17 protein-coding genes are annotated in these 16339 nt (G+C 45.8%); 10 read left to right on the top strand and 7 right to left on the bottom strand.

Going from position 1 to position 16339, the window contains the following annotated elements; all coding sequences use genetic code 11:
* Positions 1–24: 24 nt before the first annotated feature.
* The 4 genes from dgoD to H2R00_RS16490 are packed head-to-tail and all read right to left on the bottom strand — an operon-like array spanning position 25 to position 3575.
* The gene (gene dgoD, locus H2R00_RS16505; RefSeq protein ID WP_154997567.1) at positions 25–1173 is read right to left on the bottom strand and encodes a galactonate dehydratase; all 1149 of its coding nucleotides are present in this window, start codon (positions 1171–1173) and stop codon (positions 25–27) included.
* A 17-nt stretch (positions 1174–1190) separates the two neighbouring features.
* Positions 1191–1817 carry a bifunctional 4-hydroxy-2-oxoglutarate aldolase/2-dehydro-3-deoxy-phosphogluconate aldolase gene (locus tag H2R00_RS16500; RefSeq protein WP_182069858.1) on the bottom strand — a complete coding sequence of 209 codons (627 nt, stop codon included), beginning with the start codon at positions 1815–1817 and terminating at the stop codon, positions 1191–1193.
* A 27-nt stretch (positions 1818–1844) separates the two neighbouring features.
* Positions 1845–2798, bottom strand: a complete 954-nt coding sequence (locus H2R00_RS16495; RefSeq protein ID WP_182069857.1) for a sugar kinase — start codon at positions 2796–2798, stop codon at positions 1845–1847.
* Between the two features lie 18 nt (positions 2799–2816).
* Complete coding sequence (locus tag H2R00_RS16490; protein ID WP_154997561.1) at positions 2817–3575, bottom strand: IclR family transcriptional regulator; 759 nt, start codon at positions 3573–3575, stop codon at positions 2817–2819.
* Between the two features lie 230 nt (positions 3576–3805).
* Here H2R00_RS16490 and H2R00_RS16485 point away from each other — a divergent pair, with 230 nt between their 5' ends.
* A complete protein-coding gene (locus H2R00_RS16485) occupies positions 3806–5155 on the top strand; it encodes a M28 family peptidase (RefSeq protein ID WP_182069855.1) in 1350 nt (449 codons plus the stop codon).
* 866 nt (positions 5156–6021) lie between these two features.
* Here the strand turns inward: H2R00_RS16485 and H2R00_RS16480 are convergent.
* Together H2R00_RS16480 and H2R00_RS16475 are read right to left on the bottom strand one after the other, a co-directional pair.
* Complete coding sequence (locus H2R00_RS16480; protein WP_182069853.1) at positions 6022–7383, bottom strand: MFS transporter; 1362 nt, start codon at positions 7381–7383, stop codon at positions 6022–6024.
* Positions 7384–7387: 4 nt separating this feature from the next.
* Entirely contained in the window at positions 7388–7564 is a 177-nt protein-coding gene (locus tag H2R00_RS16475) for a hypothetical protein (protein ID WP_182069851.1), read from the bottom strand.
* Between the two features lie 329 nt (positions 7565–7893).
* Here H2R00_RS16475 and H2R00_RS16470 point away from each other — a divergent pair, with 329 nt between their 5' ends.
* Positions 7894–8031: a Ger(x)C family spore germination C-terminal domain-containing protein gene (locus tag H2R00_RS16470; RefSeq protein WP_154997555.1), complete on the top strand. Its 138-nt coding sequence runs from the start codon at positions 7894–7896 to the stop codon at positions 8029–8031.
* A gap of 31 nt (positions 8032–8062) precedes the next feature.
* Here the strand turns inward: H2R00_RS16470 and ywaC are convergent, their stop codons facing one another.
* Positions 8063–8701 (bottom strand): GTP pyrophosphokinase YwaC, encoded by a 639-nt coding sequence (gene ywaC, locus H2R00_RS16465; protein ID WP_031314764.1) that lies wholly within the window; start codon positions 8699–8701, stop codon positions 8063–8065.
* A gap of 212 nt (positions 8702–8913) precedes the next feature.
* Here ywaC and H2R00_RS16460 point away from each other — a divergent pair, with 212 nt between their 5' ends.
* The 8 genes from H2R00_RS16460 (at position 8914) to H2R00_RS16425 (ending at position 16264) form a co-directional block, all read left to right on the top strand.
* A complete protein-coding gene (locus tag H2R00_RS16460; protein WP_016885663.1) occupies positions 8914–8997 on the top strand; it encodes a YjcZ family sporulation protein in 84 nt (27 codons plus the stop codon).
* Between the two features lie 261 nt (positions 8998–9258).
* Positions 9259–9408: a teichoic acid D-Ala incorporation-associated protein DltX gene (locus H2R00_RS16455; RefSeq protein ID WP_023856959.1), complete on the top strand. Its 150-nt coding sequence runs from the start codon at positions 9259–9261 to the stop codon at positions 9406–9408.
* Between the two features lie 14 nt (positions 9409–9422).
* Positions 9423–10931: a D-alanine--poly(phosphoribitol) ligase subunit DltA gene (gene dltA, locus H2R00_RS16450; RefSeq protein WP_154997553.1), complete on the top strand. Its 1509-nt coding sequence runs from the start codon at positions 9423–9425 to the stop codon at positions 10929–10931.
* The gene (gene dltB, locus H2R00_RS16445; protein WP_154997550.1) at positions 10928–12085 is read left to right on the top strand and encodes a D-alanyl-lipoteichoic acid biosynthesis protein DltB; all 1158 of its coding nucleotides are present in this window, start codon (positions 10928–10930) and stop codon (positions 12083–12085) included. The genes dltA and dltB overlap by 4 nt, the downstream gene beginning before the upstream one ends.
* Before the next feature lie 15 nt (positions 12086–12100).
* Positions 12101–12337, top strand: a complete 237-nt coding sequence (gene dltC, locus H2R00_RS16440) for a D-alanine--poly(phosphoribitol) ligase subunit 2 (RefSeq protein WP_003186284.1) — start codon at positions 12101–12103, stop codon at positions 12335–12337.
* A complete protein-coding gene (gene dltD / locus H2R00_RS16435; protein ID WP_154997547.1) occupies positions 12337–13506 on the top strand; it encodes a D-alanyl-lipoteichoic acid biosynthesis protein DltD in 1170 nt (389 codons plus the stop codon). Before dltC ends, dltD begins: the two co-directional genes overlap by 1 nt.
* A 170-nt stretch (positions 13507–13676) precedes the next feature.
* Positions 13677–14768 carry a branched-chain amino acid aminotransferase gene (locus H2R00_RS16430; RefSeq protein WP_154997544.1) on the top strand — a complete coding sequence of 364 codons (1092 nt, stop codon included), beginning with the start codon at positions 13677–13679 and terminating at the stop codon, positions 14766–14768.
* A gap of 233 nt (positions 14769–15001) precedes the next feature.
* Positions 15002–16264, top strand: coding sequence for an MFS transporter (locus H2R00_RS16425; protein ID WP_182069850.1), 1263 nt, complete (start codon positions 15002–15004; stop codon positions 16262–16264).
* The last annotated feature ends 75 nt before the right edge of the window (positions 16265–16339 follow it).

Here is a 16339-nt window from a genome sequence, read left to right as displayed (position 1 = left end):
CACCTTTTGAAAACGGTATCATTTTTACCATTCAGCTATGCTTCCGTCCTTGTGCCGCCATACCGGATTGCGCCAGTTGTGCCCGATATCAGCCATTTTCCGGACGTGATCTTCATTGATGTCAATCCCAAGGCCAGGTCCATCCGGAATCCGGACATAGCCGTCTTCATAGAAAAACACCTTTTGATCCACTATATAATCAAGCAAATCCGTCCCTTTGTTGTAATGGATTCCTAAGCTTTGTTCCTGAATAAATGCATTGTGGCACGTTGCATCAACCTGAAGGCATGCCGCCAGAGCGATCGGGCCCAGCGGACAGTGAGGGGCGGCGGCGACATCAAATGCTTCCGCCATCGACAGGATCTTTTTGCACTCGGTAATTCCGCCGGCGTGTGACAAGTCAGGCTGAATGATATCGACATAGCCGTCAGTCAGCAGGTTTTTAAACTGCCACTTTGAAAACATCCGTTCTCCGGTCGCAATCGGAATTGAGACGAGGCTGGCGATATCGCGGAGCGCCTCGTTGTTTTCCGGCAGAACAGGCTCTTCTATAAACATCGGACGAAACGGCTCAAGCTCCTTTGCCAAAATCTTCGCCATCGGCTTGTGCACCCTGCCGTGAAAGTCAATGCCGATTCCAATGTACGGGCCGACAGCTTCTCTGACAGCTGATATTCTTTCAATCACCTGATCGATTTTTTCATGTGAATCGATGTATTGCAGCTCTTCCGTGCCGTTCATTTTGACGGCTGTAAAGCCTTTGTCAACCACCTGTTTGGCAGCGAGGCCGACGTCTAGAGGCCTGTCTCCGCCAATCCATGAATAGACCTTGATCGATTCCCTGTTCTTCCCTCCGAGCAGCTGATGCACGGGAGCATTGTAAAACTTGCCCTTAATGTCCCAAAGCGCTTGATCGATGCCTGCAATCGCGCTCATCAAAATGGGTCCGCCCCGATAAAACCCGCCTCTGTACATGACATTCCAGTGGTCTTCGATGTTCATCGGGTCTTTGCCGATTAAATATTCCATTAACTCGCCCACAGCCGCCTTAACTGTCGCGGCCTTTCCCTCGATTACCGGCTCTCCCCATCCTGTAATGCCTTCATCCGTTTCTATTTTTAAGAAAAGCCAGCGCGGCGGAATTTGGAAACACTCGTATCCCGTTATTTTCATCTTTGATCTCCCCTTTTTTACTGTTTTGCTGCTTCAACAAATTGCTTTGCTTTTTTGGACAGCTCTTCTAAAAACGCGTCATTAACCTCTTTATTAGCCCTGACAAGTGAACCGCCGATTCCCGCTCCGACCGCACCGGCCTGTAAAAACTCGTGAATGTTTTCCAAACCGACTCCTCCGGTCGGCAGCAGCGGAATATGCGAAAGCGGTCCGTGGATATCCTTGATATAGCCAGGCCCCATCGTTCCGGGAAATACCTTGATGATGTCTCCCCCGCTTTCATACGCCGTCAATATTTCAGTCGGGGTAAAGGCGCCCGGAATGCTGACCGCTCCATATCGCTTTGTCAGCTTGATCGTCTCTTCATTGACGGTCGGAGACAGGATAAACCGCGCTCCGGCTAAAAGCGCTGCTCTCGCAGATTCGGGGTCAAGAACGGTTCCCGCCCCGACAAGCATTTCGTCTCCAAATTTTTCTGAAACCGCTTCAATCGCTTTGATCGCTTGAGGGGAATTGAGCGTAATTTCCACGAGCCTGATGCCACCCGCTTTTAAGGCGCCGGCAATGCTCACTGCCTCCTCTGGATTGTATCCGCGGATGATCGCAATCACTTTTTGTTCTTCGATTTGTGACAATACATGCATTTCTGCCACCCTTTCTTTACGGTTTTTTTATCGGCTGACATCTTCTTCATCAGATTGTTCCATAAACGCAAACAGTGATTCGCGGTCAGGCAGCCCTTCAATATCACCGTTTACTGCAGCTACCATAGCGCCGACGGCACAGCCTCGTTTGACAGCTTCTGAAAGCGGAATATGATCAATCAAACCCGATAATACGCCGGCTGCAAAGCCGTCTCCGGCACCCACGGGGTCCGCTGCAGTCTGAATCTGATAGCCATCCGTATAGCCGCTTTCATTCCCGCCGGAATAATAGGCGCCTTTTGCACCAAGCTTGACGATGGCAGTTTCAGCCCCCAGCCCGCGGATGGCTTCCGCTATTTTTTTCTCATCAGCAGTGCCGAACAAAAAACGCCCTTCACTCAGGCCAGGAAGCACGATATCAGACTGTTTGATCAGATCAAACATGGTCTGCCGCGCCCGCTCTCCGTCCCAGAGCTTTTTTCGAAAATTCGGATCAAATACAACGCATTTATTGTGCTTTTTGGCGAGCTCCACTGCATAAAACACTGCATCTGAAGCGCTTTCACTTAAAGCCGGGGTAATTCCCGTAATGTATAAAAGCCCCGCTTTCTCAATGTACTGCTCATCAATATCGCTTTTCTTCAAAAAACTCGCCGCTGAAAGCTTCCTGTAATAGAAGACATTGACTTTGGCCGCGCTTTTCCTTTCTTTAAAAAACAAACCGGTCGGCGCCGCGTCATCGAGCTTCACCTGGCTGACATCGACTCCCTCTCCTCTGACAGAAGAAAGAATCATCGCCCCGAACTCGTCTTTTCCAAGCCGTGTAATCCAGCCGGCTTTTTTTCCGAGCTTCGAAAGCCCGATCAGCGTGTTTGTTTCTGCGCCCGCTATTCTCACCTGATAGTTTCTTGCGTATCTGAGAGGGCCGTCTTCATTCGGGGTGAACAGCGCCATTGTCTCTCCTATGCTAATAACATCCATCAGAACTCTCCCCCTTTGCTAAAGCGGCTTTTTAAATCCGCCAATGCTTTCTGTAATTTTTCCGGCTGTGTGAAGAAGCTGCTCAACGATAACGGCCTTTCTTGCGAGCATGCGCTCCTTTGGCCCGGCGGTGCTGATCGCCGCCTTCATCACGCCATCCGGACCATAGACAGGCGCCGCCAGACAAAACAAACCTTCTTCATTTTCTTCATTGTCAACGGCATATCCCTGTTCCAAAAATGTCTGCAGCTGCTTTTCCAGCTCTTTTCTGGCGGTGATGGTATGCCCGGTAAAGCGGATAAATTCCATGCGGTCGAGCAGCCCTTTCCTTTTGTCCTCCGGCATGAATGCCAAAAATGCCTTGCCAAGCCCGGTGCAATAAAGCGGTTTGCGCGAACCGGGCTGTGCGGTTGTTCTGATTGACCTGTTGTTATCGATTTTTGCGATATAGACGAGCTGATCATCGGATAGAACGGCCATAAACACCGTTTCCTGAACGCCGTCCATCAGCTGTTTTAAAAATGGAACACCCTGCGATGAAATGTCGATCGACTCCATGGCAGCGGTTCCAACTTGAATCAGTTTTGCCCCCAGCCTGTAACGCTTGATAGCATCCTGCTGAAGGTAGCCTTCATCCAAAAGTGTAGCGGCCAAATTGAATGTACTGCTCTGGGGCAGCGACAATTCTTTGCTGATTTCCTTTACGGTTAATCCATCCGGATGATTTGACAGCAATTCAAATATACGTACAACACGTACCGCGGATTTTACTGACATGACAACCTCCAACATTCACATATGTGATTCAAAATCAGGATCCTGATAATTCGGACGTATTCTAAACAGAAAGAAGGCTCACGTCAACCATCCTATTAAACAAAAAAACTCTTTTTATTAAACTTAAAATTACCGGTCTATCGAATCATTTATTTGATGCATGCAGGATTCACCCGTTCAGCTGCGAATATCTCTTCTCAGGAAAACAAGACCATCAAGGAGGTTTATGTATGAAGAGAAAAATGATGATGTTCGGATTGGCGCTATCCATCATTGCAGGCGGCGTGTTCGCTGATGGAACGGGGAATGCAGTTCAAGCGGCGCCTCAGGAAACAGTTATCGCAAAAGATATCGAAAAATTCAGCAAAAAATTCAACGAGAACCGCGCCTATCAAACGATTTACCATTTAAGCGAAACAATCGGACCGCGTGTGACAGGCACTCTGGAAGAAAAAAAGAGCGCCGCTTTTATCGCCTCACAAATGAAAAAGTCAAATCTGAAAGTGACCACACAAACCTTCAGCATACCTGACCGGCTGGAAGGAACGCTTACCGTTCAGGGAAATAACGTGCCTACGCGGCCTGCCGCCGGTTCCGCTCCGACTGCAGCAGAAGGCTTGGCCGCTCCTCTCTATGATGCCGGCCTCGGCCTGCCCGGCGACTTCACCGAAGAAGCGAGAGGCAAAATCGCCGTCATTTTAAGAGGTGAGCTGACATTCTATGAAAAAGCGAAAAATGCTGCTGACGCAGGCGCAAGCGGAGTGATCATTTATAATAATGTCGACAGCCTCGTCCCTCTGACTCCGAATCTCAGCGGGAATAAAGTCGATATTCCGGTTGTCGGCGTCAAAAAGGAAGACGGGGAAAAGCTGCTTTCTGAACAAGAAGCGATCTTGAAGCTGAAAGCTCATAAAAATCAAACCTCGCAAAACGTAATCGGCGTCCGCAAAGCAAAAGGTGTCAAAAATCCGGACATCGTATATGTGACTTCGCATTATGACAGCGTCCCTTATGCTCCAGGAGCCAATGACAATGCCTCAGGCACTTCAGTCGTCCTTGAACTGGCCCGGATCATGAAGACGGTTCCAGCCGACAAAGAAATTCGCTTTATTACATTCGGCGCCGAAGAAATCGGTCTCCTCGGATCGCGCCATTATGTCAGCAAGTTGTCAGAGCAGGAAGTCAAACGGAGTGTTGCCAACTTTAACTTAGATATGGTGGCGACAAGCTGGGAAAATGCTTCACAGCTGTACATCAATACGCCCGACGGTTCGGCAAACCTTGTCTGGCAGCTAAGTAAATCCGCTTCTTTAAGCCTTGGGAAAGACGTATTATTTTTACATCAAGGCGGATCATCCGACCATGTCCCATTCCATGAAGCCGGCATCGACTCGGCCAACTTTATTTGGAGAGAGCCGGGAACAGGTGCATTGGAGCCTTGGTACCACACCCCTTACGACACGATTGAACACATCAGCAAAGACAGGCTGAAAACAGCCGGTCAAATCGCGGGAACAGCCGTGTATAACTTGACCAAGAAAGAAAACAGAAAACCGTCTTACACCTCAGTTGCCCAGTAATATTAAAACGGAGCAGATTGAATTGATCTGCTCCGTTTTTATACCGCTTCTTTTCATAGACCCGAAGCACCTATCCTCCCCACCGCTGCAGTGTCATCAGCTTTCCCACACATAAAAGTAAGCGATTCAAGAAAAACCGATGATTCTCCGAATATGTCCAGTTTGTGCTGCTGACAAATTCACATGTCCCGGCCTATTGATGTATGTAAGCATAGCCTTTTCCTATCATCGGCGGTTGCAAGTTTGAGCCTAAGGGCCTCATTTTGTAAAGCTTCCTTGACGTGAAGTTTATTTTATTTCAAGATGAGAACGCAGGGGAAGCAGCCTTTTTGAAACTACAGTAGAAGCGAAGATGATTAGGAAGTTGAATCATGGGATTCGCGTTTAGGTAACTACACGCGATTACCTTTTTCTTGTTGACTTTAAGTCTCTATCTGTTTTTTTAGCTTGGCTAATAGAAAACTGGACTTAAAATGGATTTTATTCATTTATTATGTAAGCCATGTTTTATAATTATTCTATTTTGATGGAAGGTTTATTGATTTTTCTTATCTTGCCAGCATTGAGTGCGTAGACCTTGGCGCTCTTATTATTGCAGCAGTCAACATTTTTTATATTTTCGAAAATTTATTAGGAGATGAGAAATTGTGTTTCCCTTCCTTATTCAGCTATTCACTATCTTTATAGTCATTATGATCATCACAGCTGTGACCAAAAAGAAGAAGCGTTAAAAACATTCAATAAGCAATTAATACCAGTTTTTGTTTTTTCTCTCCGCTTTTGCCATCGCCAAAGTGCAATCTCCAAATCAAGCATTCGAAACTGCGGGAAGCAAAAAAATGGAGCCGCATCCCGTGCTCCATTTTTCAATCCTTCATCAGCTTGATAAATCTGAAGCTCATCAAAACGCTTCCGATGGCAACCACAATCATGACCACTCCCAGATCCCGAAAATGACACGCGGTTATTTCTTCTCCAAACAACAGACCCAGAATGACGGACGAAAAGATCGAGCCAAGATAGCGGCATGTTTGGAAAAGCCCCGAAGTGGTTCCGACGATGTCCGGCGGACTTGCCGTAAACATGGCAGCCTGCAGGGCGACATTGCCGAGTCCGTAGCTAATCCCCAGCAAAGAGAGGATGATGCCTTTCCACAACATCGGTGCATCGACAAAAAACAATGTTAGCAGGATAGCGCCGGCTGCCATTAAGCAAGAACCAATTAAAACGGGCTGCGTTTCACCTGAACGGTCAATCCATGTCCCGACAAAAGGCGAAATCAATACGCTCGTACCGGACATGAACAGCATCAAAAGACCGCTCGTTTGAACGGAAAGGTGCATTTCATCCTGAAAATAACTCGGAAGTCCAAAAAACAAACAGTAGTTAAAGATGTTCAGCATAATAAATTGAGCATAGACCGAAGTGAGCGTCCTGCGTGCGATCAACAGTCTGATATCAATAAACGGGCTGTCCACTCTCAGCTCCCACCAAACAAATATCAAAAGCAAGACGAGTCCGAACATCCCCTCGGCAAAACTGGGCTCGCCCGTGCTCAATGAGAGCAGAAATGCCAGCAGGAGAACAATTCCGCCCGCAAACAGAAGAATCCCGGTCAGATCAAGCCGCTTGATCACGGCGCGGACATTTAAGCCGGCTTTTTTCTCATCTTTCGGAAACATGTACATCCCCAGCAAAAAGCTGAACAAAATAAATGGAAAGTTCACGAGGAAAATGGCGGGCCATCCCCCGAAAACGATTAAAAATCCCCCCACGGTCGGTCCAAAGGCGGTCATAGCCGAAGAAAAAATGGACAGCACACTGAGTGCAGACGCCTGCTTCTCATGAATGTGGCTTCTGATCAGGCCCACTCCCGAAGGGTAAATGGCGCCGCTCCCAATCGATTGAAACAAACGCATGATCAACAAGACGGAAAAAGCCGGTGCGAGAGGAGCGCCGATTGCCGATACGGCAACGAGAACAAGCCCTGACAAAAACATCTTTTTCCGGCCGATTAAATCGCCGATTTTTCCTGTGACAGGCTGTGCGACCGCACTGGCTAAATAAAAGGATGAAATCAGCCACGATACGGTTGCAAATGAAAGGTGAAACTCATGCTGGATGCTGTGCAACGCCAAAGAAATCATTGAAGAGTTGAGCGGATTCAGCATCGTCCCTGATGCAACGGCTGTTAAAAACAGGGCGCGGTTCTTTTTCAGTCGGGCCATTTACTCAAGAAAGCAGCCTTTCGCCAGCTCCGTCCGCTTTACCGCCCGCACCCGCATCACGGCCAAAAGCATTGACGACCGCCCCGTATAAAGCAGCATCAAGCCGTTGCGACTCCCGGTTCATCATCGCTGCTCCGTTTTGCAAACCGCATTCCGCAAGTTTTTCAATATCCGATTTCATATTTAGACCTCCTCGTGCCCTTATCATTTTCTTGTTTTCTTTTTTCGATTCATGACAGTCATAATCTTTGATACAGAGGAGCACGCTTCCTCTTTTCTCTTCATGAAAAATTTACATGTTTTGCATTTTAATGGGCAGATATCAATTAATGCATTGCTTTCTTTGAAGTCATGACTTGTGCTTTCATTGTTATTGTCCCTTACTTTTTTATGAAAGCCTGGGCGTTTTTGAAGGAAGTCCAACGGATAACAAAATGGCCCGGCGTAAAAAAATCATCGGGACGCTGACAAAAGAAGAACCCGAAAAGTATCTGCTGATCACCGGGCAAATTGAAGTACAGAATTCAGTACCCGCGGGAATGGGAAAAAGTGAAAGGGAAATGGGATGAGCTTTTCGCTGAAGCTGATATTACATATGATGTTGATATCAACGTTGACAACTTCGGATCAAGCGGCAGAAAAAAATAGCAGCCGGGCATTTTTTTAGCCCGGCTGCTTTTTATTGATCCGCTTTTGTTCGAATATGAAGCATCTTTTCATCCAGGTAGTTCGCGATGTCAGCCGCTTCTTTCAGCTCATCAGTGAGCTGGTTCGGCACTTCATTGTTCAATTTGTAGTAGATTTTATGCTCGAGGCTCGCCCAGAAATCCATTGCGATTGTCCTGATTTGAATCTCCACCTTGGCGTGCTCGACGCGGTTGGTCAAGTAAACAGGTACTTCTACAATCAGGTGGAGACTCCTGTATCCGTTCGGCTTCGGATTCTTAATGTAGTCTTTCATTTTTAAAATCTTGATGTCTTCGTGTTCCTTCAGCACTTCAACCATATTGTAAATGTCGGATAAAAACGAGCAGACGATTCTGAGACCGGCGATATCATTGATGTGCTCCTTAGCGGCCTTTGTCGTAATATCGCAGCCCTTCCGCACAAGCTTGTTAATCAGGCTTTCAAAGCTTTTTACCCTTGATTTCGTATGCTCAATCGGGTTATGACCGTGAATTAAATTATATTCCTGGCTGATAATCGAAAACTTCGTATCCATTTGATCCAAGGCAAATTTATAGACGAGGAGTTCGTTCTTCCAGTCCTCCATCAGGTTTCTCAAATCTTCTATTTGGGCTTCAGGCAGTCCTATCATCTTATCTATCGCCATATCCATTGTATTGTTCTCCTTATAACATCATTTCGTTTTTTCAGTTAGTAGACGGGCACGTCCACGGTAAAGTTTCGATTTAAAGCGGAGATCAAAAAGTGGCCTCGTTTACCATTTTCCACTTTTTTAAATTAATTCCCCTTTCAAAAGTCATAAAACCTTCATATTCTGTAATACCACTTTTCGGAGGTGAGGATATGTCATACTCTAATAGCTTCGCTTTGATCGTTGTATTATTTATTTTGCTGATCATTGTAGGCTCCGCTTTTGTAAAGTATTAATTCCTTCACGCACGAAGCCTTCTTCCGACAAACTGCAGGTTCATATCGAAAGGCGCTCCGCTTTTCATATGAGCCTGTTTTTTTGTTATTTAAAAAGAATTTATTTCCACAATAACAAAAAATGTTTATAATAGGATAGGCTCTGGAGCTGACGGCTTACGGCGCTCGGAAATAAAAACTCTCGCACAAATGAAACTTTTATACAACATTTTCGTCTTATACTGTTGTTAAGGCAATTCAATAACGGAAAGGAAAAGATCAATGTTAAATAAGCTAAAAATGTTGTATGAAAAAACAACAATGAAGTGGCTGCTCAACACTTCCTATTACTTTCTCATTCTGGTGCTGCTGTTTTTAATTTACGGATTCCATACAGCAAATACAGGTTCATATATTTATAATGACTTTTAATGGAGAAAAAAACAATGAAACTGATAGAAACAATTAAAGAATACGCGCAAACACAACCCGATACCCTTGCTTTTGTGAATGAAGAAGAAAAGCTGACATACGGAGAGCTTTGGTCACAATCTGAGCGCCTTGCCGCAAGGATTCAAAGCGAAGCTTTAACAGATGCTTCTCCGATCATTGTCTACGGACATATGAAACCGGTCATGGCGGTTTCTTTCCTGGCTTGCGTGAAAGCCGGCCATCCGTACATTCCAGTTGACGTATCGATTCCGGCAGACCGGATTCTGAAAATCATCAACAGTTCAAAAGCCGAGCTTTTGCTCAATAATTCAGGCACTTCAGTTGACACAGGAGATGCCCTCATTTCTGTAGTGGAACCGGGCGTTCTTGAAGGAGACGGGGTGCCGGAGACAGATCCCGGACGCTGGGTTGATGGTGAAGATACCTTTTACATTATCTACACATCCGGAAGCACGGGAAATCCAAAAGGCGTGCAAATCTCAGCCGACAACCTTCAGAGCTTCACAGATTGGATCACGAATGACTTTCCGGTGGAAAGCGGCCAAGTGTTCTTAAATCAAGCCCCGTTTTCCTTTGATTTATCGGTGATGGACCTTTATCCGTGCCTGCAGTCCGGAGGCACATTGTGGACGGTTACGAAAGACATGATTAACCGGCCGAAACTGTTGTTTGAAGCGCTGAAACAGTCAAACGTCAACGTTTGGACATCAACGCCTTCATTCGCACAAATGTGCTTGATGGATCCGTCTTATTCTGAAGAGCTGCTTCCTGAGCTGAGCTTGTTTATGTTCTGCGGAGAAACGCTTCCGGCGTCAGTCGCCAGACAGCTTAAAGAAAGATTTCCAAAGGCTCGTGTTTTTAACACATACGGCCCGACCGAAGCGACCGTTGCCGTCACTTCCATTGAAGTAACAGACGACGTATTAAACAAGTATTCTTCTCTTCCTGTCGGTTCTGAAAAGCCTGAAACCGAGATCGTGATCATCAATGAAGACGGAAAAGCCGTCCAAGACGGGGAAAAAGGCGAGATCATTATTACCGGAGCCAGCGTCAGCAAAGGCTATTTAGGCGAAAAAGCGCTGACGGAAAAAGCGTTTTTCTCTTACAATGGCGCCCCTGCTTATCGCACCGGTGACGCAGGCTACAAAGAAAACGGACAGCTGTTCTTCCTCGGAAGACTCGATTTCCAAATTAAACTGCATGGCTACCGGATTGAGCTTGAAGAGATCGAATATCAAATCAATCAGTCCCGATATGTGCAGTCGGCGGTCGTTATTCCATTCTACCGCGAGGAGAAAATCGAGTATCTGATCGCTATGATCGTGCCTGCCGAACACGATTTCGAAAAGGAATACCAGTTAACCAGTGCGATTAAGAAAGATTTGGGCAGCAAGCTGCCGGCCTATATGATTCCGAGAAAATTCATGTATCAAAAAGAGATTCCGATGACAGCAAACGGTAAAATCGACCGCAAGAGATTAAAAGAAGAGGTAACCGTATGACGCCCTATGGTTCATTTCTTTTCTTCATTATATTAGGAATTTTACTGGCGCCGACCATTATTCTCGGACTGAACGGAAAAAGCTTCCGCTTATATAATATGGCGGTTTCCGTCCTGGTTCTGGCGCTTATTTTTTCGAACAGCCTGCACGGGCTGATCATGCTGTGCCTGTTTACGCTTTGGCAGATGGTTTTGATCAAAGGCTATATCGCTTACCGTCTCAAAGCGAACAGCGGCATCGTATTTTGTCTGGCTGCAGCAGCTTCTATCCTGCCTCTGGCACTGTCAAAGCTGCTGCCGTTTTTCGCCGTTGACAACTGGGCAACATTTCTCGGAATCTCGTATTTAACTTTTAAAGGGGTTCAGCTGATCATTGAAACCCGCGACGGTCTCATTAAAAAGCAGCTCCCAATCAGCAGACTGCTTTACTTTATTCTCTTTTTTCCAACCATCTCGTCAGGTCCGATCGACAGGTACCGCCGTTTTGAAAAAGACGATCAGACTGTATGGACGAAGGAGCAATACGAAGAACTGCTTTACAAAGGAATCAATAAAATCTTTCTCGGCTTTTTATATAAATTCATTATCGGCTATTGCATTAATACGTATGTCATTATGAAACTGCCGTTTTTGACTTCCGGCAGCTTCTCGCATGGATTGGCATACATGTATGCGTACAGCCTTTATCTGTTTTTTGATTTTGCCGGCTACACCGCTTTTGCGGTCGGCGTCAGCTATATCATGGGAATCAAATCCCCTGAAAACTTTAATAAGCCGTTCATCAGCCGCAATATTAAAGATTTCTGGAACCGCTGGCATATGTCGCTTTCCTTCTGGTTCAGAGACTACGTCTTCATGCGTTTTGTCCTTTGGATGACGAAGAAAAAATGGATCAAAAACCGGATGGCTGTTTCCAATATCGGATATGTGCTGCTGTTCCTACTGATGGGCGTCTGGCACGGCCTTGCCCCACAGTACATCGTTTACGGGCTGTATCACGCGCTGCTTATGGTCGGCTTTAACTTCTTTGAAAAATGGAATAAGAAATATAAGTGGTGGCCGAACAATAAGTGGACGACAGCCGTCTCAGTCGTGGTGACCTTCCACTTCGTATGTTTTGGATTTTTAATTTTCTCAGGGAAACTAATACACTAAAAGGAGATTTTCATAATGGATTTTAATCAAGAAGTACTTTCAGTTTTAGCAGAGGTATGTCAGGACGATATCGTAAAGGAAAATCCGGATATTGATATATTCGAAGAGGGAATCCTCGATTCCTTCGGCACGGTGGAATTGCTGCTCGCATTCGAAAGCCACTTTAACATCACAGTGCCGATTACAGAGTTTGACCGGGATGCATGGAACACGCCAAATCAAATCATAAAGCAGCTGAATGAGTTGAGATAATGAAAAAGCGCTTTTTATTCGGGCCAATCATCTTGGCGTTTTTACTTTTTTTCACCGCGATCTTGATCCCAAATGCATGGCTGGCAAAGCTGGTTCCTAAAGATCGCGTCGAAACTTCAGCAACAGAAATAAACCCGATGATGTTCCAGGGTATGTATCTTCAAGGCAAAGCGCTTGAAGATCCGAAATATCTTCCGATTTACGGATCATCGGAATTGTCCCGGTTAGATGCATTTCATCCGTCTAACTATTTTAAAGTAAACAATCAAGGGTTCACGCCTTACCTGGTCGGGAAAGGCGGTTCACAGTCCTTGATTCACGCGATCAACTTTGCGGCGCAGTCTGATCAATTAAAGGGCAAGAAAATCATTTTCATTATTTCTCCGCAGTGGTTTCAAAAACACGGCTCGGACGAAGCCCACTTTGCGCCGAACTTCTCAGCTTTGCAGGCATACGATCTTGTGTTCAATCAAAATGTCGATTCCGAGCTGAAGAAAAAAATCATCAAACGCATGCTTAAATTTCATGCAGTTAAAAATGACGCTCTGCTTTCAGCGCTTTTTAAAGCCGAGCTCGATCAGGACAAAGTGGCGCTATCTCTTCTGACGCCGCCGGCAAAAGCTTACCGAAGCATTCTGGAGAAAAAGGATATCTACTATTCCATGGTTGAAGGAAACGGACCGAAGCGGACCATTTCCCAAGATGTAAAAAACAAATCGTGGGATGAATTAAAGCAGATGGCCGAAAAGGTCGGCGCCAAAGAATCCCGCAACAATGAGTTTAAAATCTCAAACGGCGTTTATAAGAAGTTGAAGCCGAAGCTGAAAAAGCTTAAAGGCCATAATAAAAAGATGAACTATGCCGAGTCCGTTGAGTTCCATGATTTCCATCTCATGATGGATGTTCTGAAAGAATCCGGCGCAGAACCGCTGTTCATCTCGGTTCCGGTCCACGGCAAATTTTACGACTATACCGGCTTCCCTAAAAAAGGCCGGACAGATTTCTATAAAAAGATCAAAAAAGAAATCGAACAAGAAGGCTTTCAAGTTGCTGATTTAACGAATCATGAATATGATCCATACTTCTTGAAAGATACGCTCCACCTTGGCTGGAAAGGCTGGGTTTACGTCGATCAGGAGATCGAAGCGTTTTATAAAAAGTCTTCATAAAAAAGAATCCCCCATGGGGGATTCTTTTTTTGTCCGATTTAAATTTTAAAAGTTTCCAAAAATTCTATTTTACAAATTTCTCTGAAATCTATTGCGATTATCAAGAGAAGGTTTAAAATAGAAGATAAATATTTTTTGGAAAAAGACTAGAAACGGCAGGGAGAATGAATATGACAAAACAAACGATCAGCGTACAGCTCAGTACAGCAAAAAAGCAAAAGCCAGAGGCTGACAAGCTCGAATTCGGCCGGACCTTTACCGACCACATGTTTATCATGGACTATACGGCTGAAAACGGCTGGCACGATCCGAGAATCGTTCCTTACCAGCCGATTGAAATGGACCCGGCTGCAATGGTTTACCACTACGGACAATCCGTTTTTGAAGGGTTAAAAGCTTATTTATCAAGCGAAGGCAGAGTTCTTCTGTTCAGGCCTGAAAAAAACATCGAGAGACTCAATAAATCCAACGACCGCCTCTGCATTCCGCGGGTTGATCCAGACACCGTTCTGGAAGGGCTGAAGCAGCTGGTACAGATCGACAAAGAATGGATTCCTCAAGCTGAGGGGACGTCCCTTTATATCCGTCCGTTCATTATTTCAACGGAACCTTACCTCGGCGTCGCTCCGTCCAATATGTATAAAATGCTGATCATTTTATCGCCGGTCGGATCTTATTACAAAGAAGGCATCCGCCCTGTAAAAATTGCCGTTGAAAGCGAATTTGTCCGTGCTGTGGCAGGCGGTACAGGCAATGCGAAAACGGCCGGAAACTACGCGGCGAGCCTGAAGGCTCAGGAAGTGGCGGAAAGCAAAGGCTTCTCACAAGTGCTGTGGCTCGACGGAGTTGAAAAGAAATACATTGAAGAAGTAGGCAGCATGAACATTTTCTTCAAAATCAGCGGTGAAATTGTCACTCCGGCTCTAAACGGAAGCATTTTGGAAGGCATTACGAGAAACTCCGTCATCCATCTGCTAAAACAATGGGGGCTCTCCGTAACAGAAAGAAAAATTTCAGTTGATGAACTGGTTCAGGCTCACAAAGACGGCCTGCTTGAAGAAGCATTCGGCACCGGAACCGCCGCTGTCATTTCCCCGGTCGGCGAGCTGATCTGGAAAGACGAAAGCCTTGTGATCAACAACGGGCAAACAGGAGAAATCGCCAAAAGGCTCTACCAAACGATTACCGGTATTCAAAAAGGCGCTTTGCCTGACACATTCGGCTGGACAGTTGAAGTTGATAAAGTCAGCCAGTCCTGCTAAGCGGTTTAAGCTCTCTTTTGCAAAAAAGAGGGCTTGCACCCTTATCGCGAAATGTGCCGGCGGCGGGCTCTGTTTCCACACCACTCCCCCTCTTTTTCATTACGCCTTGTCAATCCTCCAGCACAAAACGATTCCATTTTATATATTTTATGTTAAAATTATCAATAATCATACCAGAAAGGAGAGATTATCCGTTCTCATGTAATACGCAAATCAAGAAAGGACGCTGAACGATGGATCAAACAAAATTGAGCGTCTGGGAAAAGAATTACACGTTCCTTTTCATCTCCAGGCTAATCAAAATCTCGGCTGACTGTTTTGCCTTCAACTCTATTTTATGGTTTTTAATCTTTGACGGAAAAGGTGCAATCGGCACCTCCTTGCTTCTTGCCGTCACTTTCCTCCCCGAAGCCTTTTTGGCGCCGATTACAGGGCCATTAGTCAAAAGAAGCGCCCTGAAATTCTGGATGTATTTTTCGGATTTAACAAGAGCAGCCGTCGTCATTACAATACCGATTTGCTACTTAAACGGCTTTTCACCGATGTGGTTTGTATTAGGGCTCATGATCATCCATTCGGCAACAGGGGCGACATATAACCCGGCATCGATTACGCTGATTCCGCAGATCGTGAACGAAAATCTCATCCAAAAAGCCAATGCGATTCTCCAGTCTTCTTCAGAAATCATCAGGCTGGGAGCCGTTACATTATGCGGAGTGCTGCTGACTTTTATTGGTCCTGCAACGACTTTGGTCTTTTCATTTATCTTTTATATCATATCGGGCCTATTCGTGCTTTGCATCAAATACAGCATCACCCGGAATCAATCACAATCTGAGTCCCTTGCTCAAAGAGGTACATATTTTGCGAGATTAAAAAGAGGATTTACATTGGTGAAAAACCACAAAATATTATATCCGCTGGCGATTTATTGCATCTTCATGAACCTGGCGGCTTCACCCTGGGAAGCCCTTTCTGCTGTATATGTTGCAGAGGATTTAAACGGAACGCCGTTCATCCACTCGCTGCTGAAGGCAACGACGGCAGGAGGAGCATTTTTACTTGGATTTATCCTTGCAAAAGTAAAAATCAACAGGTACGGACTCCTTTTTATTACGGCAGGCATTCTTGAAGGGGCAGCTTATTTTATCGCTGGACTGAATACTTTCCTGCCGCTCGTCTTTCTCGCCGCCTTTGCATTCGGGGCAGCCATCAGCTCGATCAATGTCCCCGAATTTACGATTATCCAGACATCTGTCGAAGGGGATGACCAGCCTCAAGTGTTTGCAGTCATCCATATGATCACAAATCTATCGCTTCCTTTAGGGGCTATTGCCTGCGGGTATGCCGCAAAAACGCTTGGTGCAGGAGGCGTGATCGCAATCGGCGGCTTCATCGAAATCATTGCGGGTATCGGCATTCTCATATTTACTCAGCTTGCCAAAGCCCGGCGGTCAGATCTGATAAAAGAAAAAGAAGCGAGCGCAAATATGTAGTATGAATGGGACGGCCGCTGTTTCGCCGAGCCAGGCGGGAACGGCGGCGCCTATAACAATGAAAAGGTTCCGGCT

The organism is Bacillus haynesii, assembly GCF_014042035.1.
Taxonomy (GTDB): domain Bacteria; phylum Bacillota; class Bacilli; order Bacillales; family Bacillaceae; genus Bacillus; species Bacillus haynesii.
This window is presented reverse-complemented; position numbering and strand designations above follow the sequence as displayed.

Bases quoted from the DNA above. Each gene is read 5' to 3' on its own strand.
- dgoD (WP_154997567.1), bottom strand. From the start codon at position 1,173: ATGAAAATAACGGGATACGAGTGTTTCCAAATTCCGCCGCGCTGGCTT.
- H2R00_RS16500 (WP_182069858.1), bottom strand. From the start codon at position 1,817: ATGCATGTATTGTCACAAATCGAAGAACAAAAAGTGATTGCGATCATC.
- H2R00_RS16495 (WP_182069857.1), bottom strand. From the start codon at position 2,798: ATGGATGTTATTAGCATAGGAGAGACAATGGCGCTGTTCACCCCGAAT.
- H2R00_RS16490 (WP_154997561.1), bottom strand. From the start codon at position 3,575: ATGTCAGTAAAATCCGCGGTACGTGTTGTACGTATATTTGAATTGCTG.
- H2R00_RS16485 (WP_182069855.1), top strand. From the start codon at position 3,806: ATGAAGAGAAAAATGATGATGTTCGGATTGGCGCTATCCATCATTGCA.
- H2R00_RS16480 (WP_182069853.1), bottom strand. From the start codon at position 7,383: ATGGCCCGACTGAAAAAGAACCGCGCCCTGTTTTTAACAGCCGTTGCA.
- H2R00_RS16475 (WP_182069851.1), bottom strand. From the start codon at position 7,564: ATGAAATCGGATATTGAAAAACTTGCGGAATGCGGTTTGCAAAACGGA.
- ywaC (WP_031314764.1), bottom strand. From the start codon at position 8,701: ATGATAGGACTGCCTGAAGCCCAAATAGAAGATTTGAGAAACCTGATG.
- H2R00_RS16460 (WP_016885663.1), top strand. From the start codon at position 8,914: ATGTCATACTCTAATAGCTTCGCTTTGATCGTTGTATTATTTATTTTG.
- H2R00_RS16455 (WP_023856959.1), top strand. From the start codon at position 9,259: ATGTTAAATAAGCTAAAAATGTTGTATGAAAAAACAACAATGAAGTGG.
- dltA (WP_154997553.1), top strand. From the start codon at position 9,423: ATGAAACTGATAGAAACAATTAAAGAATACGCGCAAACACAACCCGAT.
- dltB (WP_154997550.1), top strand. From the start codon at position 10,928: ATGACGCCCTATGGTTCATTTCTTTTCTTCATTATATTAGGAATTTTA.
- dltC (WP_003186284.1), top strand. From the start codon at position 12,101: ATGGATTTTAATCAAGAAGTACTTTCAGTTTTAGCAGAGGTATGTCAG.
- dltD (WP_154997547.1), top strand. From the start codon at position 12,337: ATGAAAAAGCGCTTTTTATTCGGGCCAATCATCTTGGCGTTTTTACTT.
- H2R00_RS16430 (WP_154997544.1), top strand. From the start codon at position 13,677: ATGACAAAACAAACGATCAGCGTACAGCTCAGTACAGCAAAAAAGCAA.
- H2R00_RS16425 (WP_182069850.1), top strand. From the start codon at position 15,002: ATGGATCAAACAAAATTGAGCGTCTGGGAAAAGAATTACACGTTCCTT.